Source organism: Polaribacter sp. NJDZ03, from assembly GCF_019263805.1.
In the GTDB taxonomy this organism is placed as follows: Bacteria; Bacteroidota; Bacteroidia; order Flavobacteriales; family Flavobacteriaceae; genus Polaribacter.
Genome location: NZ_CP079195.1, coordinates 3,007,354 through 3,031,310, shown reverse-complemented (window position 1 = coordinate 3,031,310; position 23,957 = coordinate 3,007,354). Strand labels below are relative to the sequence as shown.

General features: G+C 29.9%; 25 protein-coding genes. 8 read left to right on the top strand and 17 right to left on the bottom strand.

Annotated features, from left to right (window positions below):
- Positions 1 to 19: 19 nt before the first annotated feature.
- The 9 genes from KV700_RS12925 to rplU all read right to left on the bottom strand — a co-directional run bounded on the left by KV700_RS12925 (position 20) and on the right by rplU (position 7,306).
- Positions 20 to 1,123 carry an NTP transferase domain-containing protein gene (locus tag KV700_RS12925; protein WP_218598123.1) on the bottom strand — a complete coding sequence of 368 codons (1,104 nt, stop codon included), beginning with the start codon at positions 1,121 to 1,123 and terminating at the stop codon, positions 20 to 22.
- A 55-nt stretch (positions 1,124 to 1,178) separates the two neighbouring features.
- Entirely contained in the window at positions 1,179 to 1,652 is a 474-nt protein-coding gene (gene moaC, locus KV700_RS12920; RefSeq protein WP_218598122.1) for a cyclic pyranopterin monophosphate synthase MoaC, read from the bottom strand.
- Positions 1,652 to 2,839 (bottom strand): molybdopterin molybdotransferase MoeA, encoded by a 1,188-nt coding sequence (locus KV700_RS12915; protein ID WP_218598121.1) that lies wholly within the window; start codon positions 2,837 to 2,839, stop codon positions 1,652 to 1,654. Before KV700_RS12915 ends, moaC begins: the two co-directional genes overlap by 1 nt.
- 28 nt (positions 2,840 to 2,867) lie before the next feature.
- Positions 2,868 to 3,860 carry a GTP 3',8-cyclase MoaA gene (gene moaA, locus KV700_RS12910; RefSeq protein WP_218598120.1) on the bottom strand — a complete coding sequence of 331 codons (993 nt, stop codon included), beginning with the start codon at positions 3,858 to 3,860 and terminating at the stop codon, positions 2,868 to 2,870.
- Positions 3,861 to 4,274, bottom strand: coding sequence for a YeeE/YedE thiosulfate transporter family protein (locus tag KV700_RS12905; protein WP_166383287.1), 414 nt, complete (start codon positions 4,272 to 4,274; stop codon positions 3,861 to 3,863).
- Between the two features lie 2 nt (positions 4,275 to 4,276).
- On the bottom strand, positions 4,277 to 4,834 hold the full coding sequence (locus KV700_RS12900; RefSeq protein ID WP_218598119.1) for a YeeE/YedE family protein: 558 nt from the start codon (positions 4,832 to 4,834) through the stop codon (positions 4,277 to 4,279).
- Positions 4,835 to 4,836: 2 nt separating this feature from the next.
- Positions 4,837 to 6,069 (bottom strand): 3-deoxy-D-manno-octulosonic acid transferase, encoded by a 1,233-nt coding sequence (locus tag KV700_RS12895; RefSeq protein WP_218598118.1) that lies wholly within the window; start codon positions 6,067 to 6,069, stop codon positions 4,837 to 4,839.
- 473 nt (positions 6,070 to 6,542) lie between these two features.
- Entirely contained in the window at positions 6,543 to 6,803 is a 261-nt protein-coding gene (gene rpmA / locus KV700_RS12890; RefSeq protein ID WP_036782547.1) for a 50S ribosomal protein L27, read from the bottom strand.
- Between the two features lie 26 nt (positions 6,804 to 6,829).
- A complete protein-coding gene (gene rplU / locus KV700_RS12885; protein WP_166383293.1) occupies positions 6,830 to 7,306 on the bottom strand; it encodes a 50S ribosomal protein L21 in 477 nt (158 codons plus the stop codon).
- A gap of 266 nt (positions 7,307 to 7,572) precedes the next feature.
- Between rplU and KV700_RS12880 the strand changes: the two genes are divergently transcribed.
- Both KV700_RS12880 and KV700_RS12875 read left to right on the top strand, forming a co-directional pair.
- Positions 7,573 to 8,883, top strand: coding sequence for a pitrilysin family protein (locus KV700_RS12880; RefSeq protein WP_166383295.1), 1,311 nt, complete (start codon positions 7,573 to 7,575; stop codon positions 8,881 to 8,883).
- A gap of 19 nt (positions 8,884 to 8,902) precedes the next feature.
- Complete coding sequence (locus tag KV700_RS12875) at positions 8,903 to 10,954, top strand: pitrilysin family protein (protein ID WP_218598117.1); 2,052 nt, start codon at positions 8,903 to 8,905, stop codon at positions 10,952 to 10,954.
- 77 nt (positions 10,955 to 11,031) lie between these two features.
- On the opposite strand, the gene KV700_RS12870 is transcribed toward KV700_RS12875, so the two are convergent.
- On the bottom strand, positions 11,032 to 11,907 hold the full coding sequence (locus KV700_RS12870; protein ID WP_218599854.1) for a DMT family transporter: 876 nt from the start codon (positions 11,905 to 11,907) through the stop codon (positions 11,032 to 11,034).
- Positions 11,908 to 12,068: 161 nt separating this feature from the next.
- On the opposite strand from KV700_RS12870, the gene KV700_RS12865 reads away from it, so the two are divergent.
- On the top strand, positions 12,069 to 12,401 hold the full coding sequence (locus KV700_RS12865) for a cation transporter (protein ID WP_218598116.1): 333 nt from the start codon (positions 12,069 to 12,071) through the stop codon (positions 12,399 to 12,401).
- A gap of 91 nt (positions 12,402 to 12,492) precedes the next feature.
- Here KV700_RS12865 and KV700_RS12860 read toward each other — a convergent pair whose 3' ends face one another.
- Together KV700_RS12860 and KV700_RS12855 are read right to left on the bottom strand one after the other, a co-directional pair.
- Positions 12,493 to 14,034: a glycine--tRNA ligase gene (locus tag KV700_RS12860; protein WP_166383301.1), complete on the bottom strand. Its 1,542-nt coding sequence runs from the start codon at positions 14,032 to 14,034 to the stop codon at positions 12,493 to 12,495.
- Positions 14,035 to 14,078: 44 nt separating this feature from the next.
- The gene (locus KV700_RS12855) at positions 14,079 to 14,642 is read right to left on the bottom strand and encodes a class I SAM-dependent methyltransferase (RefSeq protein ID WP_218598115.1); all 564 of its coding nucleotides are present in this window, start codon (positions 14,640 to 14,642) and stop codon (positions 14,079 to 14,081) included.
- Positions 14,643 to 14,810: 168 nt separating this feature from the next.
- Here KV700_RS12855 and KV700_RS12850 point away from each other — a divergent pair, with 168 nt between their 5' ends.
- Both KV700_RS12850 and KV700_RS12845 read left to right on the top strand, forming a co-directional pair.
- Positions 14,811 to 15,380: a phosphoribosyltransferase family protein gene (locus KV700_RS12850; RefSeq protein ID WP_317168364.1), complete on the top strand. Its 570-nt coding sequence runs from the start codon at positions 14,811 to 14,813 to the stop codon at positions 15,378 to 15,380.
- A gap of 56 nt (positions 15,381 to 15,436) precedes the next feature.
- Entirely contained in the window at positions 15,437 to 17,059 is a 1,623-nt protein-coding gene (locus tag KV700_RS12845; protein WP_166383307.1) for an Ig-like domain-containing protein, read from the top strand.
- A gap of 229 nt (positions 17,060 to 17,288) precedes the next feature.
- Here KV700_RS12845 and KV700_RS12840 read toward each other — a convergent pair whose 3' ends face one another.
- Both KV700_RS12840 and KV700_RS12835 read right to left on the bottom strand, forming a co-directional pair.
- Positions 17,289 to 18,437 carry a cystathionine gamma-synthase gene (locus tag KV700_RS12840; RefSeq protein WP_166383309.1) on the bottom strand — a complete coding sequence of 383 codons (1,149 nt, stop codon included), beginning with the start codon at positions 18,435 to 18,437 and terminating at the stop codon, positions 17,289 to 17,291.
- Between the two features lie 175 nt (positions 18,438 to 18,612).
- On the bottom strand, positions 18,613 to 19,068 hold the full coding sequence (locus KV700_RS12835; protein WP_166383311.1) for a DinB family protein: 456 nt from the start codon (positions 19,066 to 19,068) through the stop codon (positions 18,613 to 18,615).
- 41 nt (positions 19,069 to 19,109) lie between these two features.
- On the opposite strand from KV700_RS12835, the gene KV700_RS12830 reads away from it, so the two are divergent.
- Complete coding sequence (locus KV700_RS12830; protein ID WP_166383312.1) at positions 19,110 to 19,457, top strand: arsenate reductase family protein; 348 nt, start codon at positions 19,110 to 19,112, stop codon at positions 19,455 to 19,457.
- Positions 19,458 to 19,591: 134 nt separating this feature from the next.
- Here KV700_RS12830 and KV700_RS12825 read toward each other — a convergent pair whose 3' ends face one another.
- The 3 genes from KV700_RS12825 to KV700_RS12815 all read right to left on the bottom strand — a co-directional run bounded on the left by KV700_RS12825 (position 19,592) and on the right by KV700_RS12815 (position 22,095).
- Positions 19,592 to 20,068, bottom strand: a complete 477-nt coding sequence (locus KV700_RS12825; RefSeq protein ID WP_166383314.1) for a DUF4252 domain-containing protein — start codon at positions 20,066 to 20,068, stop codon at positions 19,592 to 19,594.
- Between the two features lie 83 nt (positions 20,069 to 20,151).
- The gene (locus KV700_RS12820) at positions 20,152 to 21,135 is read right to left on the bottom strand and encodes a glycosyltransferase family 4 protein (protein ID WP_166383316.1); all 984 of its coding nucleotides are present in this window, start codon (positions 21,133 to 21,135) and stop codon (positions 20,152 to 20,154) included.
- A 96-nt stretch (positions 21,136 to 21,231) separates the two neighbouring features.
- Entirely contained in the window at positions 21,232 to 22,095 is an 864-nt protein-coding gene (locus tag KV700_RS12815) for a hypothetical protein (RefSeq protein WP_166383318.1), read from the bottom strand.
- Between the two features lie 100 nt (positions 22,096 to 22,195).
- On the opposite strand from KV700_RS12815, the gene KV700_RS12810 reads away from it, so the two are divergent.
- Positions 22,196 to 22,816, top strand: coding sequence for a thymidine kinase (locus KV700_RS12810; protein ID WP_166383320.1), 621 nt, complete (start codon positions 22,196 to 22,198; stop codon positions 22,814 to 22,816).
- On the top strand, positions 22,817 to 23,917 hold the full coding sequence (gene alr, locus KV700_RS12805) for an alanine racemase (protein ID WP_218598114.1): 1,101 nt from the start codon (positions 22,817 to 22,819) through the stop codon (positions 23,915 to 23,917).
- Positions 23,918 to 23,957: the final 40 nt, after the last annotated feature.

Sequence of the window (23,957 nt, the reverse complement as noted above, 5' to 3'; positions counted from 1 at the left end):
AAAACATTTTAATTTACAACTAATTTAGTTCTTTTTTAGCTTCATTAAACTCTTCAGGAGTATTTATATTTCTAATATAATTATCGTCAATTTCAACAATTTCAACATCAGAATTAATTAGCATTTTACGCGGACAAGAATATCCTTGTGCCAAGTATTGTAATAAAATAGCATACGCTTTTGGCTCATAAATAGTAATTAAAGGCTCAGGAAAATCTTTTCCTTTCCCCCTAATTGCGGTAGCTGCTTTACTAGGATTTCTATGTTTTAATAATAATTTAATAAGGGCTGTATCTACAAACGGAACATCGGTTGCCAATACAAACCAAGCAGTATTTGGATCTTTCTGAAACGCAGAACAAATTCCACCAAACGGACCTAAATTGATAAATTTATCAGATATTTCATCTTCTTTTTCTGATGATTTTTGAACGGAATAAAACGTTTCTATATTGTTATTTTCTAACAATTCTTTTGCCACTTCTTTCTGTGGTTTCCCAAAATAATTCAATTCAGATTTATCTTGTCCCATTCTTGTACTTTTACCACCAACCAAAACTAGACCTTTTACGGATGCAATTTTTTCTTGAATTAAATTATGAATATGATTGGTAATTTTATCAACCTCATTAATAGTATAACACGTAATATTTTTTATTTGCGGATATTTTTCTTCTAAAAAAGGAAAATATTCTGTTTCTGATTTCAACTTAATAATAAACTGAATACGATCTAACTGATCTAATCTTTTTAAAACAGAAGCTTCTTTAGCTTCGTCTAATACTAAAATCTGTTTAGCACCTTGATAATGGTTTCCGTTGATAAAAACATAATCGAACCCAGCAAAATCTAAACGTTGCTGAAACTTATTGATATCTCCAGAAGTGGTTACCTGTAAATTTCCTTGGTGATGAAACACATATTCAGACAAGTTATTTTTTACCACATCCTTGGCGTGAGAAGCATCAAAATAAGCCAATTTATAATCTGATAAATTTTGAGATACTTTATGTACCAAATCTGAAATAACGCCACAATTTGTACCCAAAATTGCAATTTCATTCGGAGCAAAATTATCGTTATCTCTTCTTTCTAAATTGGTATGTTTGCTGTGTTTTTTCATTTTTTTTCTCTTGAATCAGTTATATCTGTCTGTTCGAGCACGCTCGAGGAGACATTTAATTCTTAATATCAGATTTTCCGCCTGTTTTTTCTAATAACTTTACTTCTTTAATTACCATTTTCTGACTGATGCTTTTACACATGTCATAAATAGTTAAACACGTAATGTTTGCTCCCGTTAAAGCTTCCATTTCCACACCTGTTTTACCGGTAATTGTAACTTCACAAAGAACCTCAATATTTTCTGAATCTATAATATTAATATCAATATCTACTCCATTAATTAATAATGGATGACACATTGGTATCAATTCTGATGTTTTTTTAACACCTTGAATTCCTGCAATAATTGCTGTTTGAAAAACGGGTCCTTTTTTAGTAAATAACTCATCATTTGTAAAATGAGCAATTACTTCTTCCCCTAAAAACATGGTTGCTTTCGCAATTGCTGTTCTTTTGGTAATTTTCTTATCAGAAACATTTACCATTTTAGGGTTATTTCTTTCGTTTAAATGACTAAAATCGCTCATTATCTATATCTTATTATCGGAAAAATCGCTCCTTTTTTAAACTCAGTTTTATCATTTGGCAATTGAATAAAAGCATCTGTTTTCACCAAACTGGCTAAATCTCCAGAACCATTTCCATTAATTGGAGTCGCAATTATTTGCCCGTTATTATTTTCTAACTTCACTTGTAAAAAGTACGTTAAATTAGGTTTAAAAGAAACGTCTACATTTAAAATTGCCGTTTCTTCTTCTACTTTTACGCCTACCGATTTATAATACCAAGGATAAAAATACGCTAAACAATTTACAAAAGTAGAAATCGGGTTACCAGGAAAAGCAAATACTTTACAGTTTCTATTTTCACCAAACCAAAAAGGTTTACCTGGTCTTTGTGCCACTTTATGAAACAATTTTTCTACGCCTAATTCATCAAAAACTTCCGGTAAAAAATCATATTTTCCTTTACTTACAGCACCACTAAAAAGCAACACATCATATTCTTGTAAATAGGTTTCTATTTTCGATTTTAAAATTGGCTTATCATCTGTAATGTGTGCTGTTTCCGAAGAAATATTTAACCTTTCTAACAAAGACACCAGCGTAAATACATTACTCCTTCTAATTTGATGTTCTAACGGAGTTTCATCAACACCAACCAATTCATCACCCGTAGAAACAATCATTATTTTTGGTTGTCTTGCTACTTTTACTGTTCCTTTACCAACGGTTGCTAAGACTCCAATTTCTGCTGCTGAAATTAGGGTGTTTTCTTCAATTAATATATCGCCAGTTTTTCCATCTTTTCCTTTAGAATGAACATTTTGGGCATCATTAATTGTATCAATATTTATAGTTGCAATTCCGTCTACTATAGTTACATCTTCATATCTAATAACTGTGTTTGCATTATATGGCAAAACAGCTCCAGTCATAACTTCTATACAATTTTCAGGGTTTTGAAGTGTGATTTGCTCACTTCCAGCAGCTTGAATTCCTTCTACTTTGAAACCTCTTTGTCCATTTTTAAAAGCAATATAATCAATTGCAATTCCATCCATAGAAACTCTATTAAAAGGCGGAAAATCTCTATCTGCAGTAATTTTTTCCTTTAAAATTCTACTTACAGATTTTATAAACGGAATTTCTTCAACTCCAAAATCTTGATTTGAATTTAGAACGGTTTGTAAAGCTTCTTTTACTGAAATCATTTTTTATAAATGTGTAATTGTTCTATGTTTACCCTCCAATAGTACTCATACTCTCTGAAGCACCACCATCTTTTCTATTTGCTTCTGCTATAAAACCATTTTCTGGTTTCTGTTTTACCAAACTTAAAAATAGTTCTTTTAAATCGTCATTAGAAGCGCCTTTTCTAATAAAATCTCTTAAATTAAAAACACCATCATCAAATAAACAGTTTTTAAAAGTTCCGGTTGATGTAATTCTTATTCTATTACAATCGTTACAAATAGTTCTTGTAAAAGCAGGAATTATTCCGAAAGTTCCTAGATGATTATCAACTTTATAATTTCTAGAAGTTGATGATTTTTCTGATTGAATTTCATTAACATCAAACTCCGTTTTCACTTCATTTAAAATCTTATTAAAAGTCCAATTTTCTTTCATATCCCGTTGTCCTTTTCCATTAAAAGGCATCTCTTCTATAAAACGGACAGCAACATTTTTATCTTTTGTTAATCGTACAAAATCTACAATTTCATTTGTGTTAAAACCAGATTGTACAACTACATTTAGTTTTAAATTTAAACTACTTTTCTCTAATAATTCAAAGGTTTTATAAACCTCTGGATATACATCTCTTCTTGTAATTTTTGCAAACTTTTCTCTATCTAAGCTATCAATACTTAAATTGATGTTTTTTACTTTTTTAAGCTTTTCAATTTTATCAATATGATGAGAAATTAAAGCACCATTTGTAGTAATATTTATTGCATCTAACAAATCGTTATAAGACAACATTTCTAAAAAACCAACAAAATCTTTACGTACAAAAGGTTCTCCACCAGTTAAACGGACTTTATTTACCCCCAATTCTGTTAACACACGAATTAAACGATACATTTCTTTAAAAGTAAGTAATTCTTGTCTCGGAACAATATCTATACCATGCGCAGGCATACAATATTGACAACGCAAATTACAACGATCTGTAACTGCTAGTCTCACATATTCCATTTGTCTGCCAAAGCCGTCTACTAATTTGCTCATTTAATTTGGTAGTTTTTTGCTTAAAACGCCATAAAGTAACGTTCCTAAAAGCGATCCGAATAATAAAATTAAAGCTGGTATTAATTCAAAACCAAGAATTACAAAAATTGGTGCTGCACAAGCACCAGAAATCCCCCATCCTAATCCAAAAAAAGTTCCTCCTAAAAGAGTTCTTATAAAACCTTTTTCTTTTGGTTTTGGTATTATTTTATTTCCATGAATGTCTTTTATAATTCCTTTTTTAAATAGCTGCATAAAAACCATAGAAATTACAACCGCTCCTCCAATAATGCCAAACATATGAAAAGATTGAAACTTAAACATTTCGTAAAAACGATACCAACTAATTGCTTGCGTTTTACTTAAAACGATTGCAAAAAAGATTCCTAATACTAAAAATTTGATATTTTTCATAATTAAAATAATAATGGAATTATAAACCAAGTAGCAATAATACCACCAATAAAAAAGCCAATTACCGCTAATAAAGAAGGTAACTCTAAATTACTTAAACCTGTAATTGCATGACCAGATGTACAACCACCAGCATAACGGGTTCCGAAACCAATTAAGATTCCTGAAATTATTAAAATTAGAAACCCTTTTAATGAAAATACAACATCTTTACTAAAAATTTCATCTGGAAAATATTGACTTCCAACATTCGAAAAACCTAAATCTGTTAATTCTTGTACCGTTTTAGGGTTTAAATCTATTGCTTGATTTGGCGTTAAAAAATTTGCTGAAATAAATCCACCAATAATTAAACCAACTACAAATAGCAGTGCAAAGTCTCTGTCTTTCCAATCTTTCTTAAAATAATCAGACACTTTATCTGCACCTGCAATAGTACATAATGTTTCAAAATTTGTTGATGCCCCAAAATTTTTACCGAAATAAAAATATAATAATAATGAAATTGCTATTAAAGGCCCTCCAACATACCAAGCCCAAGGTTGTAATATAAAATCCATATTTAAATCTTCTCTTTTAAGTAATTCATAATTAATTTTGTTGCCCCAAAATTGTCTTGAATATATCTTTTATTAATTACTCCTGTTAACATTCTAAAGTTTTCATCATTTTTTAGACTGATAAAATTTGATGTAAATTCTACTTGATTTTTTATTGAAATGCAACCTCCAATTTTAACCAAATCTACCGCTTCTTTAAATTTGTCGTAATTATTACCAATCACAACAGGAATCCCAAATGTTGCTGGCTCTAAAATATTATGTAAACCTGTTTTTAAACCTCCGCCTACATAAGCCAAGTCTGCAGCAGCATAAATTTTGGTTAAAATACCAATAGTATCAATTATAAAAACTTGGTATTCTGCCAGGTTTTTACCTGCTTTAGCAGAAAATAAAATTGTTTTTTTGTTGATGGAATTCTGTAATTCTAAAATTGCCGCTTGCTTAATATTATGAGGAGCAATTATAAACTTCTCATCTTCGGATGCATTATTATTAATGTAATTTACCAATAATTCTTCATCTTCTTTCCAAGTACTACCAGCAACAATTGTGTATTTATCATCTTTAAATTGATTGATAAAATCTAACGAGTTATCTTGTTCTAAGATCTTAAAAACTCTATCAAAACGGGTATCACCAGCAATGGTAACATTTTTAAAACTGATAGAATCTAGTAGTTTTTTAGAATTTTCGTCTTGTACAAAAAAGTGATGAAAAGCTTCTAAAGATTTTCTCATAAAACCTCCATAACTTTTAAAGAACAATTGTTTTTCTCTTAAAATACCAGAAACTAAGATTGTAGGAATTTCTTTTGATTTTAATTCATTTAAAAGATTTGGCCAAAATTCGTATTTTACAAAAACAGCAAATTTAGGGTTTACAATCTCTACAAATTTTCTTGCTTGTGCTTTAGAGTCTAAAGGCAAATAACAAACAACATCTGCTAAATTATAGTCTTTTCTAATTTCATATCCAGAAGGAGAAAAAAAAGTAACTAGAATTTTATAAGCTGGGTATTCTTTTTTAATATCTTCTATAATTGGTCTCGCTTGTTCAAATTCGCCTAAAGAAGCAGCATGAAACCAAATAACGTCTGAGTTTTTTAAGGTAGATATTTTAGAAAATGTTTCATTTCTACCGGCTACAAAAAGTTTTATTTTTTTATTAAATAAAGCAATTATTGGCAGTAACAGAGAGGCAATAAAAACGACAAAGTTGTATAAAAATTTCATAACCGTAAAAATACGAAATACTAACAACTAAGCTTCTACATAATTAACTAGATAAATAAAAAGCTACCCTAAAAAGAGTAGCTTATTTTTGTTTATGAAACTTAACTATTAGTAGTAATATTTATATTCCCCCGAAAAAAATGTTACAAGTAAATTAAAATTCAGTGTTAAATATACAATAATAAAATGAGTAGTCGCTATAAGTGATTCAAAAAACACACTTAACAAGCTAAAAATCATAAATTTAAAAACAACCAATCGTTTTTACTACAATAGCTTACTTTTATTCTTATCATAAATTTCATTTAATAAAATAGCTCTAAGCTCATTTATAACTAGTTTACAAACGTAATTACTCCTTAAAAACATAAAATTATTTACTTTAGTAAAGTAAACGCAAATAATTTCTAAACCAAAAAATGCTCAAACATTTTCATGTTTGAGCATTTTTTAATTTTTAAAAGCTAAATTTCTTAAGCTTCAAATGGAGTAATAGATACATAAGATCTATTATCTTTTTTCTTACGGAATTCTACAACACCGTCAACCTTTGCATGTAAAGTATGATCTTTACCCATGTAAACGTTTTCTCCCGGATTGTGAGTTGTTCCTCTTTGACGAACAATAATGTTCCCTGCAATTGCAGCTTGTCCTCCAAATATTTTTACACCTAGTCGTTTCGATTCTGATTCTCTACCATTCTTCGAACTACCTACTCCTTTTTTATGTGCCATGATCCTATGGTTTTAAAATTGAATTTTTATTTAGTTAAAGCGTCAATTAATTCAGCTTTCTTTAAAGAAGTATATCCTGAGATACCTTGATCTTTAGCAGCAGCTTTTAATTCTGTAACAGTCATAGTATTATAATCTGTTGAAGCTTCTTTTGCTGGAGCAGTTTCTTTTTTTACTGATTTTTTTGCACCAGTAGCAGCAATAGATTCAATAAGAATCTCGCTTAAAAATTGTCTGTGTCCGTTTTTCTTAATGTAACCTTTTCTTCTTTTCTTCTTGAAAACGATTACTTTATCACCTTTTAAGTGACTTAAAATTTGAGCTGTTACTGAAGCTCCTTCTATAGCTGGGGCGCCAATTGTTACATTACCTTCTTCATCAAGTAAAAGAACGTTATCAAAAGTTACTTTTGATCCTACTTCTCCTTGTAAACGGTGAACGTATACTTTTTGGTCTTTTGCAACTTTAAACTGCTGCCCTGCCATCTCTACGATTGCGTACATACTAATTATTTTGCGTTTATTACTAATTATTTTGCATTATCCTAATGAAAATGCGGGTGCAAATATACATCTTTTTTATAACTAACCAATATTGTTTTTATAAATAATTTCATCAAAATGAGCAAAGTAAAAGAAAAGTGTACTACTTTTAATGTATATCTTTTTTATTTTTGGTATCTATTACAAATTGTTTGGCAGAAAGTGTAACAAACAAAACCTACCAGCGTCAAACAGCGTATCAATTAATAACTTATTAAATAAATTTTATGAAGAAAAGTATTTTATCTCTTACTTCTGCTTTTTTAGTCGCATTTTCTTTAAACGCGCAGAAAGTAGAATTTGAAGAGTACGATTTAAGCAACGGAATGCATGTTATTTTACATCAAGACACATCTGCTCCTGTAGTTACTACTGCAGTAATGTACCATGTTGGTGCAAAAGACGAACAACCAGATAGAACTGGTATGGCTCATTTTTTTGAACACTTATTGTTTGAAGGAACAGAGAATATTGATAAAGGAGAATGGTCTAAAATAGTTGCTGCGAATGGAGGAAATAACAACGCAAACACTACTGATGATAGAACGTATTATTATGAAATATTTCCTTCTAATAATCTAGAATTAGGTTTATGGATGGAATCTGAGCGTTTATTACACCCAGTTATTGGGCAAGAAGGTGTAGATACTCAAAACGAAGTTGTAAAAGAAGAAAAAAGATTACGAGTAGATAACCAACCTTACTCTCGTTTTTTAGAATATGTTAAAAAAGAAATCTTTAAAAAACACCCATATAAAGGAACAACTATTGGGGAAATGGCACATTTAGATGCTGCTACTTTAGATGATTTTTTAGCATTTAATAAAAAGTTTTATGTACCTAACAATGCTACTTTAGTGGTTGCAGGTGATATTGATGTTGCAAATGCAAAAAAATTAATTGAAGCTTATTTTGGTCCAATTCCTCGTGGAACAGATATAGAAAGAACAGTTATAGAAGAAGAACCTATTACCGCACCAATTGCAGCAAAAGGATATGACCCTAATATTCAAATTCCAGCAATTATAACGGCTTACAGAACGCCATCTATGAAAACTAAAGACTCTAGAATATTAGATATGATTTCTTCTTATTTAAGTACAGGAAAAAGCTCTGTCTTATATAAAAAATTAGTAGACACTAAAAAAATGGCTTTACAAGCTGGTGCAATTAACTTAAGTCAAGAAGATTATGGAACCTATATTATTTTCGGTTTACCACAAGGGGAAACTAAATTAGCAGACATTGTTACAGAAATTGATGAAGAAATTTTAAAGCTACAAACAGAATTAATTTCTGAAAAAACATACCAAAAACTTCAAAATCAATTCGAAAATCAATTTGTAAATTCTAATTCTAGTGTAGAAGGAATTGCAAATTCTTTAGCTCGATACAATGTATTATACGGCGATACAAATTTAATTAATACAGAAATTGAGATTTATCGTTCTATTACTCGTGAAGATATTAGAGAAGTAGCTAAAAAATATTTAAATCCAAATCAAAGAGTAACTTTAGAGTATTTACCTAAAAAATAATTAACAAAAGACATATACAATGAAAAAACAGATAATATCACTTATCGCAATTATAGCAATGTCTTTTGCTACAACTGCACAAATAGATAGAAGCCAACAACCTAAACCAGGACCAGCACCAAAGGTTCAATTAGGTAAATCCGAAAAATTTACTTTATCTAACGGATTACAAGTAATTATGGTAGAAAACCATAAGTTACCAAGAGCATCAGCTAGTTTAACTATAGATAATAAACCTGTAGTTGAAGGAGATAAAGCAGGTGTTTCTAGCATAATGGGAAGTTTATTAGGAAGAGGAACAGAAAACATTACCAAAGATGAATTTAATGAAAAAGTAGATTTCTTAGGGGCTGGTGTTAACTTTTATAGTTCTGGTGCTTCTGCAAGATCATTAACAAAATATTTCCCAGAAGTATTAGCGTTAATGGCAGACGGAATTAAAAATTCTCAGTTTACACAAGAAGAATTCGACAAAGAAATTAAAATTACTTTAGACGGATTAAAATCTGATGAAAAAAATGTTACAAGTACTGCAAGAAGAGTAGAAAGTGCTTTATTGTATGGTAAAAATCATCCTTATGGAGAGTTTGTTTCTAAAGAAACGGTTAATAACATTACTTTAACCGATGTTAAAAACAACTACACTACTTATTATAAGCCAAACAATGCTTACTTAGTAATTGTTGGAGATATAAACCCAAAAGAAACTAAGAAATTAGTAAAGAGTTTATTTAAAAAATGGAAAAAAAGTGATGTACCAGAAGTTGCTTTTACAAAGCCAGAAAACGTTTCTAAAACAGAAATCAATTTTATAGATATGCCAAATGCAGTACAATCTGAAGTTGTAATTGCTAACAATATCGATTTAAAATTAGGAGACAAAGATTACTACGCAGCGTTATTAGCAAACAATATTCTTGGTGGTGGCGGAACTGCTCGTTTATTTATGAATTTACGTGAAGACAAAGGGTATACTTACGGTTCTTACTCTAGCGTTAGACAAAGTAAGGTAGCTGCAACTTTTAGAGCTTCTGCAAGTGTTCGTAACGTAGTTACAGACAGTTCTATTGTAGAAATTAAAAAAGAAATCGATAAAATTCGTACCGAAAAAGTTACCGAAGAAGAGTTAAAAAATGCGAAAGCACAATATGTTGGTAGCTTTGTTATGGATGTACAAAAACCTGCTACTGCTGCTAGTTTTGCTTTAAATATTGCACGTTATAATTTACCAACAGATTTTTACGAAAACTATTTAACTAATATAAATGCAGTTACTGTAGAAGATGTACAAAATGCAGCCTTAAAATACTTTAAAAGTGATGAAGCTCGTATAATTGTTACAGGTAAAGCAATTGATGTTTTAGATAATTTAGAAAAATCGGGTTATACAATCAACTATTTCGACAAAAATGCCGAAGCTGCAGAAAAGCCAGAAATGACAATCGCAGTTCCTGACGGAATTACAAAAGAAACTGTTATTAACAATTACTTTAAAGCAATTGGTGGAGTAGAGAAAGTGAAAGCAATAAAAACAACCTTAACTACCTATGAAGCAAGTGCAATGGGGCAAACTCTTCAGATTATTGAAAAAAGAGATGCAAACAATTTTTCTAGTGAAATTAGTGTTGGTGGTAATGTAATGATGAAAGTCTTAACCAATAAAGACGGAGTTAGTACTAACGGACAAGCTTTACCTGCTAATATAGCATCTGAAATGACACATACATTAGGTGCTTTCCCTGAGTTAGGATTATTAAATAATAGTGAAACTACATTAACAAGTATAGAAAAATTAGATGGTAAAAATGTTTATGTCGTTGCTAAAAAAGGAACAATAGTTTCTGTTTCTACTTATTTTGATGTAGCAACAGGTTTAAAAGTAAAAGAAGTTCAAACTATTTCTATGGGAGGAAAAACTCAAAATCAAGAAGCTACTTTTAGCGATTATAAAGATTTTGATGGAATTCTATTTCCTACAAAAAAATCTGGAACTATGGGACCTCAAAAAATTGAGTCTACTTTAATTTCAGTTAAAATTAATGAAGGTGTTTCTGATGCTGATTTTAAATAAGCAACTTTAGAAATATTTTTTAATAATGAGAGTCAAGATTTAGTTCTTGACTCTTTTTTTATGCACAAATTTAAAAACTACTTAGCCTTATTAACAAAATACACTCCTAAAAGAATAATTACACCTCCTAAAACCTGAATTAAACTTAACTTTTCACCATCTAACATACCCCAAAATATAGCAACTATAGGTATTATATAGGTTACTGAAGATGAAAAAACAGGGTTTGAAATGTGTACTAATTTATTGTAAATAGTTTTTGCAACTCCAGTTCCTACTACAGATAAAATTGCCAAGTATCCTAAAGAATGTATTAGATTTTCATTTTTAACATCAAACGTAGTGAAGAAATCTGTAAAACTTAAAACAATAATTGCAGGAATAATTAATAATAAAAAATTACCTGTTGTAATTGCCAAAGCATCTAAATCATCTAGATATTTCTTTACAATATTTGCATTAAAAGCATACCCTACGGAAGCTACTATAATTAATAAAGCATACCAATAATTTTGGTTAGGGTTTACATCAGCTCCTTTTAATATCAAAATTAAAGTCCCTACTAAACCAATTAAAATTCCATACAATTGTGCTTTTTTAAAAGCGAAGCCAAAAACAATTGCTCCAAAAATTAAAGTATTAAAAGGTGTAAATGAATTTAAAATAGATACAATAGAACTATCTATACTCGTAATTGCAAAAGCAAATAGAAAACTAGGTATAAAGGTACCCGCTAGTGCTGTATAAAGGATATATTTCCAATGTCTTTTTTTAATCTTCTTTATGGACCGAGAAGCTACAGAAAGTAAAAATACAGCTGTAAAAATCATTCTTAAAGCGCCTAATTGAATGGGAGTTACACCCAAAAGTGCTTTTTTCATTAAAATAAATGAACTACCCCAAACGATAGAAAGAATAATAAGGTAAAACCATTTTTGTTGTTGATTATTCATTGCTGATAAAAGTATTCCGTAAAAATCCGACAAAAGTTTAAATCTCAGTACTTTTATTGATAAATTTGCATAATAATTTTATAATTTAACCTTATGCAATTCGTTAAGGGTTTATTCAAATTATTTTTTAACTCAAATATTTATATTCTAAATCTATTTTTATGAAAATTAAAAAAATATTATTTGCTTTTCTACTTGCTTGTTTCGTTTTAATTGGCTGCAAAAGTGAAGCAAAAAAAGAAATACTGCCTGTTAACAAACAAAATGTTTCTTTAGCTATTTCTGGTATGACTTGTCAAATTGGTTGTGCAAGAACAATACAATCTAAATTATCTAAAAAAGAAGGTGTTATAGATGCCAAAGTAATTTTTACCGATAGTATTGCAAACATTGAGTTTGATGCAAATACAACATCTAAAGAAGATTTAGCTTCTTTTGTTAGCGGTATTGCTGGCGGAGAACTTTATAAAGCTTCTATTGCATCAAAAGAATAATGCCTTTAAAAGCTAGTAACAAAAAATTATATCAAAAAAAAAGCTGAATCTCAATTGAGATTCAGCTTTTTTTTATCCTTAAAAAATTGAATTACATTTTCTGTAACCAAGTCTTTACAGCTACTTCTGCTTTAATAATTTCTTTTAAATCTGCAATAGCAACTCTTTTTTGTTCCATCGTATCTCTATGTCTTATAGTAACACATTTATCTTCTAAAGTCTCATGATCTACAGTAATACAAAATGGTGTTCCTGCTGCATCCTGACGTCTGTAACGTTTACCAACGGCATCTTTTTCATCATAAAAAACGTTAAAATCCCATTTTAAATCATCCATAATTTCACGGGCAACTTCTGGCAAACCATCCTTTTTAACTAAAGGAAAAATAGCTGCTTTAAAAGGTGCTAAAACAGATGGCAATTTTAAAACGGTTCTTGTTGTTCCGTTTTCTAATTCTTCCTCTTGTAGAGAGTTAGAAAAAACAGCTAAGAACATTCTATCTAAACCAATAGAAGTTTCTACTACATACGGTGTGTAACTTTTATTTTCTTCATGATCGAAATACTGTAATTTCTTACCAGAAAATTTTTCATGTGCTTTTAAATCAAAATCTGTACGAGAGTGAATACCTTCTAATTCTTTAAATCCGAATGGGAAATTAAATTCAATATCTGCCGCTGCATCTGCGTAATGTGCTAATTTATCGTGGTCATGAAAACGGTAGTTCTCTGCGCCCATCCCTAGAGATAAATGCCATTTTAAACGCGTTTCTTTCCATTGATCGTACCATTCTTTTTGAGTGCCTGGTTTTACAAAAAATTGCATTTCCATTTGTTCAAACTCACGCATTCTAAAAATAAACTGTCTTGCAACAATTTCATTTCTAAATGCTTTACCGGTTTGTGCAATACCAAAAGGAATTTTCATTCTTCCTGTTTTTTGCACGTTTAAGAAATTTACAAAAATTCCTTGCGCCGTTTCTGGTCTTAAATATAAATCCATTGCAGTTTCTGCAGATGCACCTAATTTTGTACCAAACATTAAATTGAACTGTTTAACGTCTGTCCAATTTCTAGAACCTGTTAAAGGATCTGCAATTTCTAATTCTTCAATTAATAGCTTTACATCGGCTAAGTCTTCTTTTTCTAAAGACGCACCCATTCTTGCTAAAATGGTATTTATTTTTTCTTGATAACCAACAACTCTTCCGTTGGTTGCAACAAATTCTTCTTTATTAAAGGCTTCACCAAAACGTTTTTCTGCTTTAGCAACTTCTTTATTTATTTTTCCTTCTATTTTAGCACAATAGTCTTCAATTAAAACATCGGCTCTGTAACGTTTTTTAGAATCTTTATTGTCAATTAAAGGATCGTTAAATGCATCTACATGCCCAGAAGCTTTCCAAGTTGTTGGGTGCATTAAAATAGAAGCATCTATACCCACAATGTTTTCGTGCATTTGCACCATTGCTTTCCACCAGTAATCTCTAATATTTTTCTTTAGCTCAACTCCGTTTTGAGCATAATCGTAAACCGCACTTAAACCATCATATATTTCAGAAGACTGAAAAACATAACCGTATTCTTTAGCGTGCGATAAAACTTTTTTAAATTGATCTTCTTGTTTTGCCATAATGCGACAAATATACATCAATCTAAAAATTTACCAATAAAAATCTAACCTACTTTTTTACAATGATAAACAAAGGCTGGAGGGAAGTTTAAGGGTTCAAAACCTAAAGATATAGATTGATTAAACACATTTTTAAGTTTTTTAAAATACGTTAAACTATACTGAAACTGAATAAAGGTTCCATTATCTGCTAAAACATGAAAAGATTTCTCTAAAATTTCATCTGTAACTTCTTCTGGAATAATTGTTAACGGTAAACTAGAAATAATATGACAGGTTTTATTAAAGTTTAATTTCTTTAACTCTTCTTCAATTTTTTCTGCAGATGATTTAATAACAATAAGTTGTTTGTTTTCTATTTGTGATAGTTCTTTATAAAAATTATCATTTATCTCAAAACAAATTAAAGTAGCATTTGCTGGCAATTTTTGTAATATAAGCTTGGTAATTGCTCCGTTTCCCGGACCCAATTCTACCAAAACTTCTACTTTAGAAAAATCGATTCCTTTTAACATTCTTTCCGCCAAAAACCGAGAACTCGGTGTAACGGTTCCTAATGTTTTTAAGTTTTTTATAGACTCTTTTAAAAAATTTATCCTGTTGTTCAAATCTTATTCTTAAATTATAGTGTTATCTTTCTAAAAAAAGGCTTTGTAAAAATGCGAATTTTAAAAGACTTATTCAATCTTTTTTACCCTAAATTATGTGCTAATTGCAATAATCAACTCATTAATAATGAAAATGCAATATGTACCTTTTGTAGGCATGACTTGCCTTTGACTAATTTTACTAACTATTGTGAAAACAAAATAACGAAAACATTCTATGGAAGAATAATCATAGAAAAAGCAAATTCATTATTATTTTACAGAAAAACAGGAATTACTAAAAAATTAATTCACGAATTAAAATACAAAGGAAATGAAGAGGTAGGTGTCTTTTTTGGCAATTGGCTTGGAGAAATCTTAATAGAAAATAATGAATTTTTAGATGTTGATGTTATTATCCCCGTGCCCTTACACCCAAAAAAACGAAGAGAAAGAGGTTATAATCAAGTTTCAAAATTTGGAGAAACTTTAAGTCATCACTTAGAAAAACCATTTGTAGAAAACATTTTGCTAAGAACATCAACCTCAAAAACCCAAACTTTTAAAGCTCGTTTTGAACGTTTTAATAATAATGACACAAAATTTCAGTTATCTAACTTAACAGCCTTAAAAAACAAACATATTTTACTCATTGATGATGTGATAACAACAGGTGCAACCTTAGAAGCTTGTGCAAAAGAGCTTCAAAAAATAGAAGGTGTAAAAATTAGTATTTTAACAATGGCATACACCGAATAAACTTTATGATTTTTAAGTCAAAAATATATTGTTAATTTGTATAAAATTTACTTTTTGTGAAACACATTTTTAGATTTATTTTTTTTAGCATTTCAATTGTAATTTTATCCAACTGCGCAAAAACAGGAAACCCAGAAGGTGGGCCAAAAGACGAGGACGCACCTTTGTTTGTAACCTCTTCCCCACCCTACAAAACGCTTAATTTTGATAAAAAGGAAATTAGATTAAACTTTAACGAGTTTATAAAATTAAAGGACTTAAACAAACAACTTATTGTTTCTCCTCCTTTAAAAACTCCTTTATTAGTTACCCCACAAGGTACGGCAAGTAAATTTTTAAACATCCAAATTGTTGATACTTTACAAGAAAACACCACGTATATTATAAACTTTGGTAACGCTATTGAAGACAATAATGAAGGAAATAAACTGGAAAGTTTTAAATATGTTTTCTCTACCGGAACATATATAGATTCTCTTTCTACTTCGGGTAAAATTAAAGATGCTTATTTAGATGAAAGTCAAAAAAACATTAATGTGCTATTATATAAAATAGATAGTTCTTTTACAGATTCTATCGTTTTTAAAAAGAAACCAAATTATGTAACAAGTTCTTTAGATACCTCTCTTTTTAACCTTAGTAACTTAAAAGAAGGTAAGTATTTAATGGTTGCTCTAAAAGAAACTGCCAACGATTACCTTTTTAATCCTAGGGAAGATAAAATAGGTTTTTTTACAGACACCATAACTCTACCTAGAGATAGTATTATAAAAAAACCAATAGTATTATTTAAAGAAACACAACCTTATTCATTTAAACGTGGCAAAGAAATTACAAGAGGTAAAATTGAATTTGGTTATGAAGGTGTTATAAAAGATTTAAAAGTTCAAATTATTTCTGATACTCCAGAAGACTTTAGAAGTGTTTCTAAGCTAGAAATAGGCAAAGACACATTAAATTACTGGTACAAACCTTTTGACGCTGATTCTTTAAATTTTATAGTTACAAACGACAAATTTATAGATACCGTTACTGTAAACCTTCGTAAAAAGAAAATAGACTCCTTAATTTTAAACTCTTCTACAAGCGGAACACTGCACCTTAGAGACACTTTTTTTATAAGAGGAAATAACCCACTTGTAAACATTGATACAAGCAAAATTACATTGGTAGATAAAGATACATTATCAGTTCCTTTTGTTAGTATTATTTCTAATATAGAGAACAAAGTAGCATTTGTTTTTGATATAACACCAAAACAGAAATACGCTTTAAAAATAATGCCTGACGCTATTTCTGATATCTTTGAACAAAAAAATGACACTTTAAATTTTAAATTTACTACAAAAGATATTGAAGATTACGGAAGAATTACAATGGATATTGTAAATGAAACTTCTAATCATTTAATTATTGAACTTTTAGAAGGAAAAAACAAAGATAAACTTATAGAAAGACGCTTTATTACAGATTCTGGACAAATACAATACAATCTTTTAGAACCTAAAACATATTATATAAGAGCTATTATTGATAAAAATAAAAACAATAAATGGGACACTGGTAATTACTTACTAAAACAACAACCAGAAAACATTATTTACTATTCTCAAGAATTAAAATTACGAGCTAATTACTACTTAGATGGAAATGTTTTTACTGTTAAGAATCCTGAATAAGTATAAAAACTAGAGATGCTAAACTTGTTTTAGCATCTCTAGTTTCTAAAATTCAATCTTCATAAGAATCTGAAATAAATTCAGATTGACATAAAAAGGCTTTCTAAAAAGGATTCCATCTTGTCATACTGAACTTGTTTCAGTATCTCAACTTACTGAAATTCGAAAATTATAACAATCTGAAATAAATTCAGATTGACAAAAAAAAGAGCCAATTGGCTCTTTTTTTTTATGACTTTAACGCTTGTTCTAAATCTGCAAGTATGTCTTCTATATCTTCTATACCAACACTTAAACGAATTAAAGAATTTGTAATACCCATTCGTTCTTTTTCTGGAGCAGGAATAGAACCATGAGACATACTTATTGGGTGATTAGATAAACTTTCTACGCCGCCTAAAGATTCTGCTAACGTAAATATTTTAGTGTTTTCTAAAAATACATATGCTGCTTCTTGAGTCTCCTCTTTTAATCGAAAAGAAACCATTCCGCCAAAACCGTTCATTTGACTTTTTGCCAATTTGTAATTTGGATGATTTTCTAAACCTGGATAATATACCACACTTACTTTTGGATGCTTTTCTAGAAATTGAGCCACTACAATTCCGTTTTCACAATGTCGCTGCATTCTTATATGTAACGTTTTTATACCTCTTAATGCTAAAAAAGAGTCCATTGGTCCTGAAATTGCGCCTGCGGCATATTGAATAAAATGAATGTCTTCTGCTAGCTTTTTATCTTTTACAATTAAAGCTCCCATAATTAAATCGCTATGACCACCAAGATATTTTGTTGCAGAATGCATTACAATATCGGTTCCTAAATTTAACGGTTGCTGTAAATAAGGCGTAGCAAATGTATTATCTACTCCTATTAAAATACTAGAATCAATATCTTTTACGGCTAATGAAATTGCTTTTATATCGGCAATTTTCATTAACGGATTTGTTGGTGTTTCTATCCAAACTAGTTTTGTGTTTTCTGTAATGGCATCTGTAATATTTTTAACATCGTCCATGTTTACAAAAGAAAACTCTAATCCGTATTTTTGAAACAACTTGGTAAACATTCTATAACTACCGCCATACAAATCGTCTCCTGCAATAATTTCATCTCCCGGATTTAGTAACCGTAAAACGGCATCTATTGCTGCCAAACCAGATGCAAATGCAAATCCGTGGGTTCCGTTTTCTAATGCTGCTAAACTATTTTCTAAAGCAGCTCTTGTAGGGTTTCCTCCTCTAGAATATTCGAATCCTTTGTGTTCTGTAGGGCTAGTTTTCGCAAAAGTAGAGGTTAAAAAAACCGGTGGCATTATGGCTCCGGTAGTTTCTTCTGGTTTTTGACCTCCGTGAATGGTTTTGGTGTTGAATTTCATCTTTAAAATGTATTGAAGATTTTAGATTGCTATAAATAGGCAAACTAGTTTAACCCAGATTGAACCTTTCGTCAAGCTCAAGGCAGGCTAATTGTTTGAGCTCTTTTTTGAGATGCTGTTTTTTAGCATCTCAAAAAAAACGAGTAGTGAAAGCTGGAAATAGCTTCTAAGAAACCTATAAAAATTTCTTGATAGATCTTATAATTCCGTAGTGAATTCCTTCGTGAAAATTGTTAAAAGAAATAGAAGCCTCTATAGAATTAAGTATAAAACCAGTACTTGTTGGGTATTCTGCAAAATCCTCAAAAATACCAGCTTCGTAATCTTCTTGCAAAGTATCTGGCAAGCCTAAAAGCAACTCTTTAACTTCTTCAAACTCTTCTTCTGTAAAGGTTTTTGTTGGTACTGTTCCTTTTTTATAATCTTCAATTAACTCATCTGGACATAAACAGTTTAAACCTGCTAATTTGTAGTTTAAAACCTGTTGCGTAACCACTAAATGTGCCACATTCCAAGCAATATTGTTTTTAAAACCAGCTGGTATAATGTGTAACTGTTCTAAAGTTAAGCCTTCTAATTCCTTTAAAACTAGTGTGCGAGATGTTCTTAAAAGATCGAATTGTATGTTCATTTTTTTGTGTAATTTTGGAACTGTAAATATAATCCATAAAAATGAAGAAAGTCTATTTTTTACAAACTTGTGATACTTGCCGAAGAATTTTAAAAGAGGTAAATACCGATGGTTTTGAACGACAAGAAATTAAAGCAAACAACATTACCGCAGCTCAATTAGAAGAAATGTACACACTTTCTGGTAGTTACGAAGCTCTTTTTAACAAGCGTGCAAAATTGTATAAATCTATGGATTTGAAAAACCAGGTTTTGTCTGAAGCAGATTATAAACAGTTTCTTTTAGATGAATACACGTTTTTAAAGCGTCCGGTTTTTATTGTTGATAATGAAATTTTTATTGGAAATAGTAAGAAAGTAATTGAAACTTTAAAAGAGAAGATTGGTTAAAATCTTCTCTTTTTTTGTCAATCTGAATTTATTTCAGATTCTTATGGATATTGAATTTCAGAAACTTAAGATACTGAAACAAGCTCAGTATGACAAGATTTACCCCTCTTAGACAGTAGCTTTTTTATTGTTTTTTAATTTGATGAATACTTTACATCAGAAGAAGAAATCATAGCTGCTAGTTCATCGTGTGTAATTTTAGTTTTTAAGCCAAAAAGCACCATTTTATCTGAATCGCTGTTGGCTCTTATAATTATTTCTCTGATGTAGTTACCTTTCTCTATAAAAAATAATTCGGCTTTACTACCGTTTTCTTTTACTCTTGCCAGTGTTTTTAGGTTGTTTTTTCTGCTAAACTTTCTAAAGTCTTTTGAAAGATTGCTGTCTTCATTATTAAAAATCATCAATTTAAAATCGCTCGATTTTCTAATAATGTTCATTAAATCGTCATCGTTTTCACTATCTAAAAATGAACCTGCCAATGAAGCGGATAAATTAATTGAAAAAGTAGATTTTTCGTTATTTGAATTGTAAAAGTTTTCGAATTTAGCTTCTTGAGCTGAAACTGCTGTAATAAAAAATGCAAATAGAATTGTTGCTAAATGTTTCATGTTAGTAGGTTTTAAATTTAGACGACTACCAACTACGTTTGTTACAAATACTATTTTTACAGCTTCTTTTAAAGCATATAAATCTATATTTTTTTATAGATTGCCATTAAGTTTTCTGCTTCTTTTTGTGCACTCCAATTTTTTATAATTTCTTCTCGTGCTTCTTTCCCTAAAAGAGGAATTTCATTCTTTAATGATTTAGATAAAAGCATTTCTAATTCAGAAATATTACCTGCTTCAACCAAATAACCGTTTTTATTACTATGTATTAATGAAGAGTGAACTCCAACATTTTTAGTTGCAATTACAGAACAGCCACAAGACATTGCTTCTGCAGTTACTAAAGAAAATCCTTCTGAAAAACTAGGAACTACTGCTATTTTTGAAGCTTGGTAATAAGAGACAATCTCTGATGTTTCATCTACAAAATACACTTGACCTGCAATATGATGCTTTTTAGAAATTGTTTTTAACTCCTCTAAAAAAGCAGGTTTATCTATTTTACCAACAATTACCAACGCCCAATTTTTATGTTCTTTTAAAACTTTTGCTGCTTCTAATAAAACAACTTGCCCTTTTGCTTTACGAACTCTCCCAGCACATAAAATAATATTTTCTTGTTGAATGTTTTTTAGAGTGACATTCTTTTTAGGAGAAAACAAATTAACATTTACTCCATGACCAACAATGGTATTTTTTATACCTAAGTTTTTACTCATACTTTCTATGAGCGTTACCACTTTATCTGCTTTTTTTAATAATTTTAAAGTTAAACCAGACGGGGTAGTTTCTGCATGCCGTGTAGCTATTAAGGTGAATTTTGCGCCTAAAAAACGTAGAAATAACATTCTCATTATTTCATTATTTCTATGACAATGCACAACAACTTCTCGATCAGAAAAAAGAAGTTTTCTTAATCTTGATGTCGTAATTTTCTCTCCTTCAACATTATAACCATAAATATAAGTCTCATATTCTTTATTAAAAAAAGGCAGCACATTTTCTATACTTCTAGTAACTCCGGTTCTTCTTTTATGAAAATGTGTATGTATTAAAATTGGTTTCAAGAGTTGTTTTTATTTTCTAGGTTTAATTGGTTAAAATATAGCGCAGAAAGACTTCAGTTTTTATAAAATGACTAACTGCGCTACTTTTAAATATTTTTATACAAATTTACGTTCTACAATTTCTATAAAACGAGCTTCTAATTCTTGTTGAGTAGACCAGTCGTAATCTGGTTTCACCATTTTATTTATAAACTTTAACGCTTCTTTTTCTGTTCCGTACGTATTTAATTGAGAAACTACTCTGTTAAAATCTTCTTGACTACCATCAAACAAATTCTTTACAAAGGCAATTCTATCATTTAAACCTATTTGAATGTTGCCAGAAAATTTATCATTTAATGATTTTGGTGCAGCAACAGGAATATCAAACAAAGTTGCCATTTCATCAACAGAAATAGTATCTTCTAATTCTTCTTCTAAAGACAATACTTTAATTTCGTCTTTTATTTCTACAGCTTCTGGTTTCGCAAATATAATATCTTCTATTTCATCAAAAGGTTGTTCTATAATTTCTTCAACTACAACCTTTACTTCCTCTTCTATTTCCTCTTCAATCTCTTCTTCTATTTCCTCTTTAAACTCCTCTTCAGCTTCCTCTATTATTACTTCTTCAACTAACGCTTCCGCTAAGAGTTCTTCTACTGGTAAAGTTTCTTCTTCTTCTATTTCATAAAGCGTTACTTCTTCTTCAATAACTTCTTTAACAGGCTCAACATCAACTAAAAAAACTTCTTGAGATTCTTTTAAAGTCAATCCGTTTTCTACATTTTCAATTAATGCCTCTTTTGTTACTTCTAAATTTGGTGTTGTATTTATATATTCTTCTACAAAAGCTAATAAAGATAATTTTTCATAAATTTCTTTCGATTTTTCTTTTAAAGCAAACACATCTTCTTTATTTTTTAATTGTAAAATGCTGTGCGCTAAACTCATTAAATCGGCTTCTAATTTTTTGTGCATAAGTTGTAAGTTGAAGTTATTTTTTACTCGTAAATATTCCTAAATTTGTTGAAATTCAAAGTAACATCAAATTTAATATTCTAACGCCTAAAATTACAAAATGTTTCTCGAAAATACAGTAAATCATTCAGAACAATTTGGCTGGATTGAAGTAGTTTGCGGCTCTATGTTTTCTGGTAAAACAGAAGAATTGATTAGAAGACTAAAACGTGCTCAATTTGCAAAACAACGCGTAGAAATTTTTAAACCTGCTATTGACACACGCTATGATGAAGAGGAAGTAGTTTCTCATAATGATAATAGAATTCGTTCTACACCAGTACCTGTTGCCTCTAACATTCGCTTATTAGCAACTGATGTAGATGTTGTTGGTATTGATGAAGCGCAGTTTTTTGATGATGAAATTGTGGCCGTTTGTAACGATTTAGCAAACCGAGGTGTTCGTGTAATTGTTGCGGGTTTAGATATGGATTTTAAAGGAAATCCTTTTGGTCCAATGCCTGCTTTAATGGCAACTGCAGAATATGTTACAAAAGTTCACGCAGTTTGCACACATACAGGAAACTTAGCTAATTACAGTTTTAGAAAAGCGAAAAATGATAATTTGGTTCTATTAGGTGAAACTCAAGAATATGAGCCTTTAAGTAGAGCTGCATATTACAAAGCAATTCAAAAACAAAAAATATTAGCACAAAAAGATGCTGAACCAACTAAAGAATAAATGAATAACCATGTTACAGTTTTAGAAATTGATGGAGATGCATTGTTGCATAACCTAAATTATTTTAAAGAAAAATTACAACCAGAAACAAAAATTTTAGCGGTTGTTAAAGCTTTTGGTTACGGTAGTGATGCTGTACAAATTGCTAAATTTTTAGAAGACAAAGTAGATTATTTTGCCGTAGCGTATGCTATTGAAGGAATCGCTTTACGTGAAGCTGGTGTAGAAACACCCATTTTAGTGCTGCATCCACATATTCAAAATATTGCATCTATTGTAGAATACAGGCTAGAACCTTGTTTGTATAATTTTAGAATTTTTGATGCTTTTTTAAAATTAGCTGATGAATCTCCGTTAATGAATTACCCAATTCATTTAAAATTTAATACTGGTTTAAATAGATTAGGCTTTTGGCATACAGATATTCCTACTATAATTGCCAATCTAAAAGAAACAACACACGTAAAAGTAGCTTCCGTATTTTCTCATTTGGCTGCAAGTGAAGATCTAGAAGAGCAAGACTTTACCATTAATCAGATAAATAATTTTGCATATATAGCCCAACAATTCTACAAACATTTAGGGTACGAACCAATCTTACACATTTTAAATACTTCTGGTGTGATAAACTACCCAAAAGCACAATTTAATATGGTTAGAATAGGTATTGGCTTGTATGGTTTTGGTAATGATGAAAAAGAAACTGCTCAACTTAAAAATACACATAATCTAAAATCTATTATTTCTCAAATTCATGTTATAGAACCAGGAGAAACAGTAGGCTACAACAGAGCTTATACCGCCAAAAGACAAAGTAAAACAGCAACCATACCAATTGGTCATGCAGATGGTTTATCTAGAAGGTTAGGAAATAAGAAAGGATATGTACTTATTAACAATCAAAAAGCATACATAATTGGTAACGTTTGCATGGACATGATTATGGTAGATATTACTAAAATTGATTGTACAGAAGGTGATGAAGTAATTATCTTTAATAATCAAGAAATGATACAGCATATTGCTGATGTTTCTGAAACCATACCTTACGAAACCTTAACCGCAATCTCACAGCGTGTTAACAAAATGTTAAATACCTAGTTTTTTTTAGTACTTTTGTATTCTAATAATTAATTAAAAA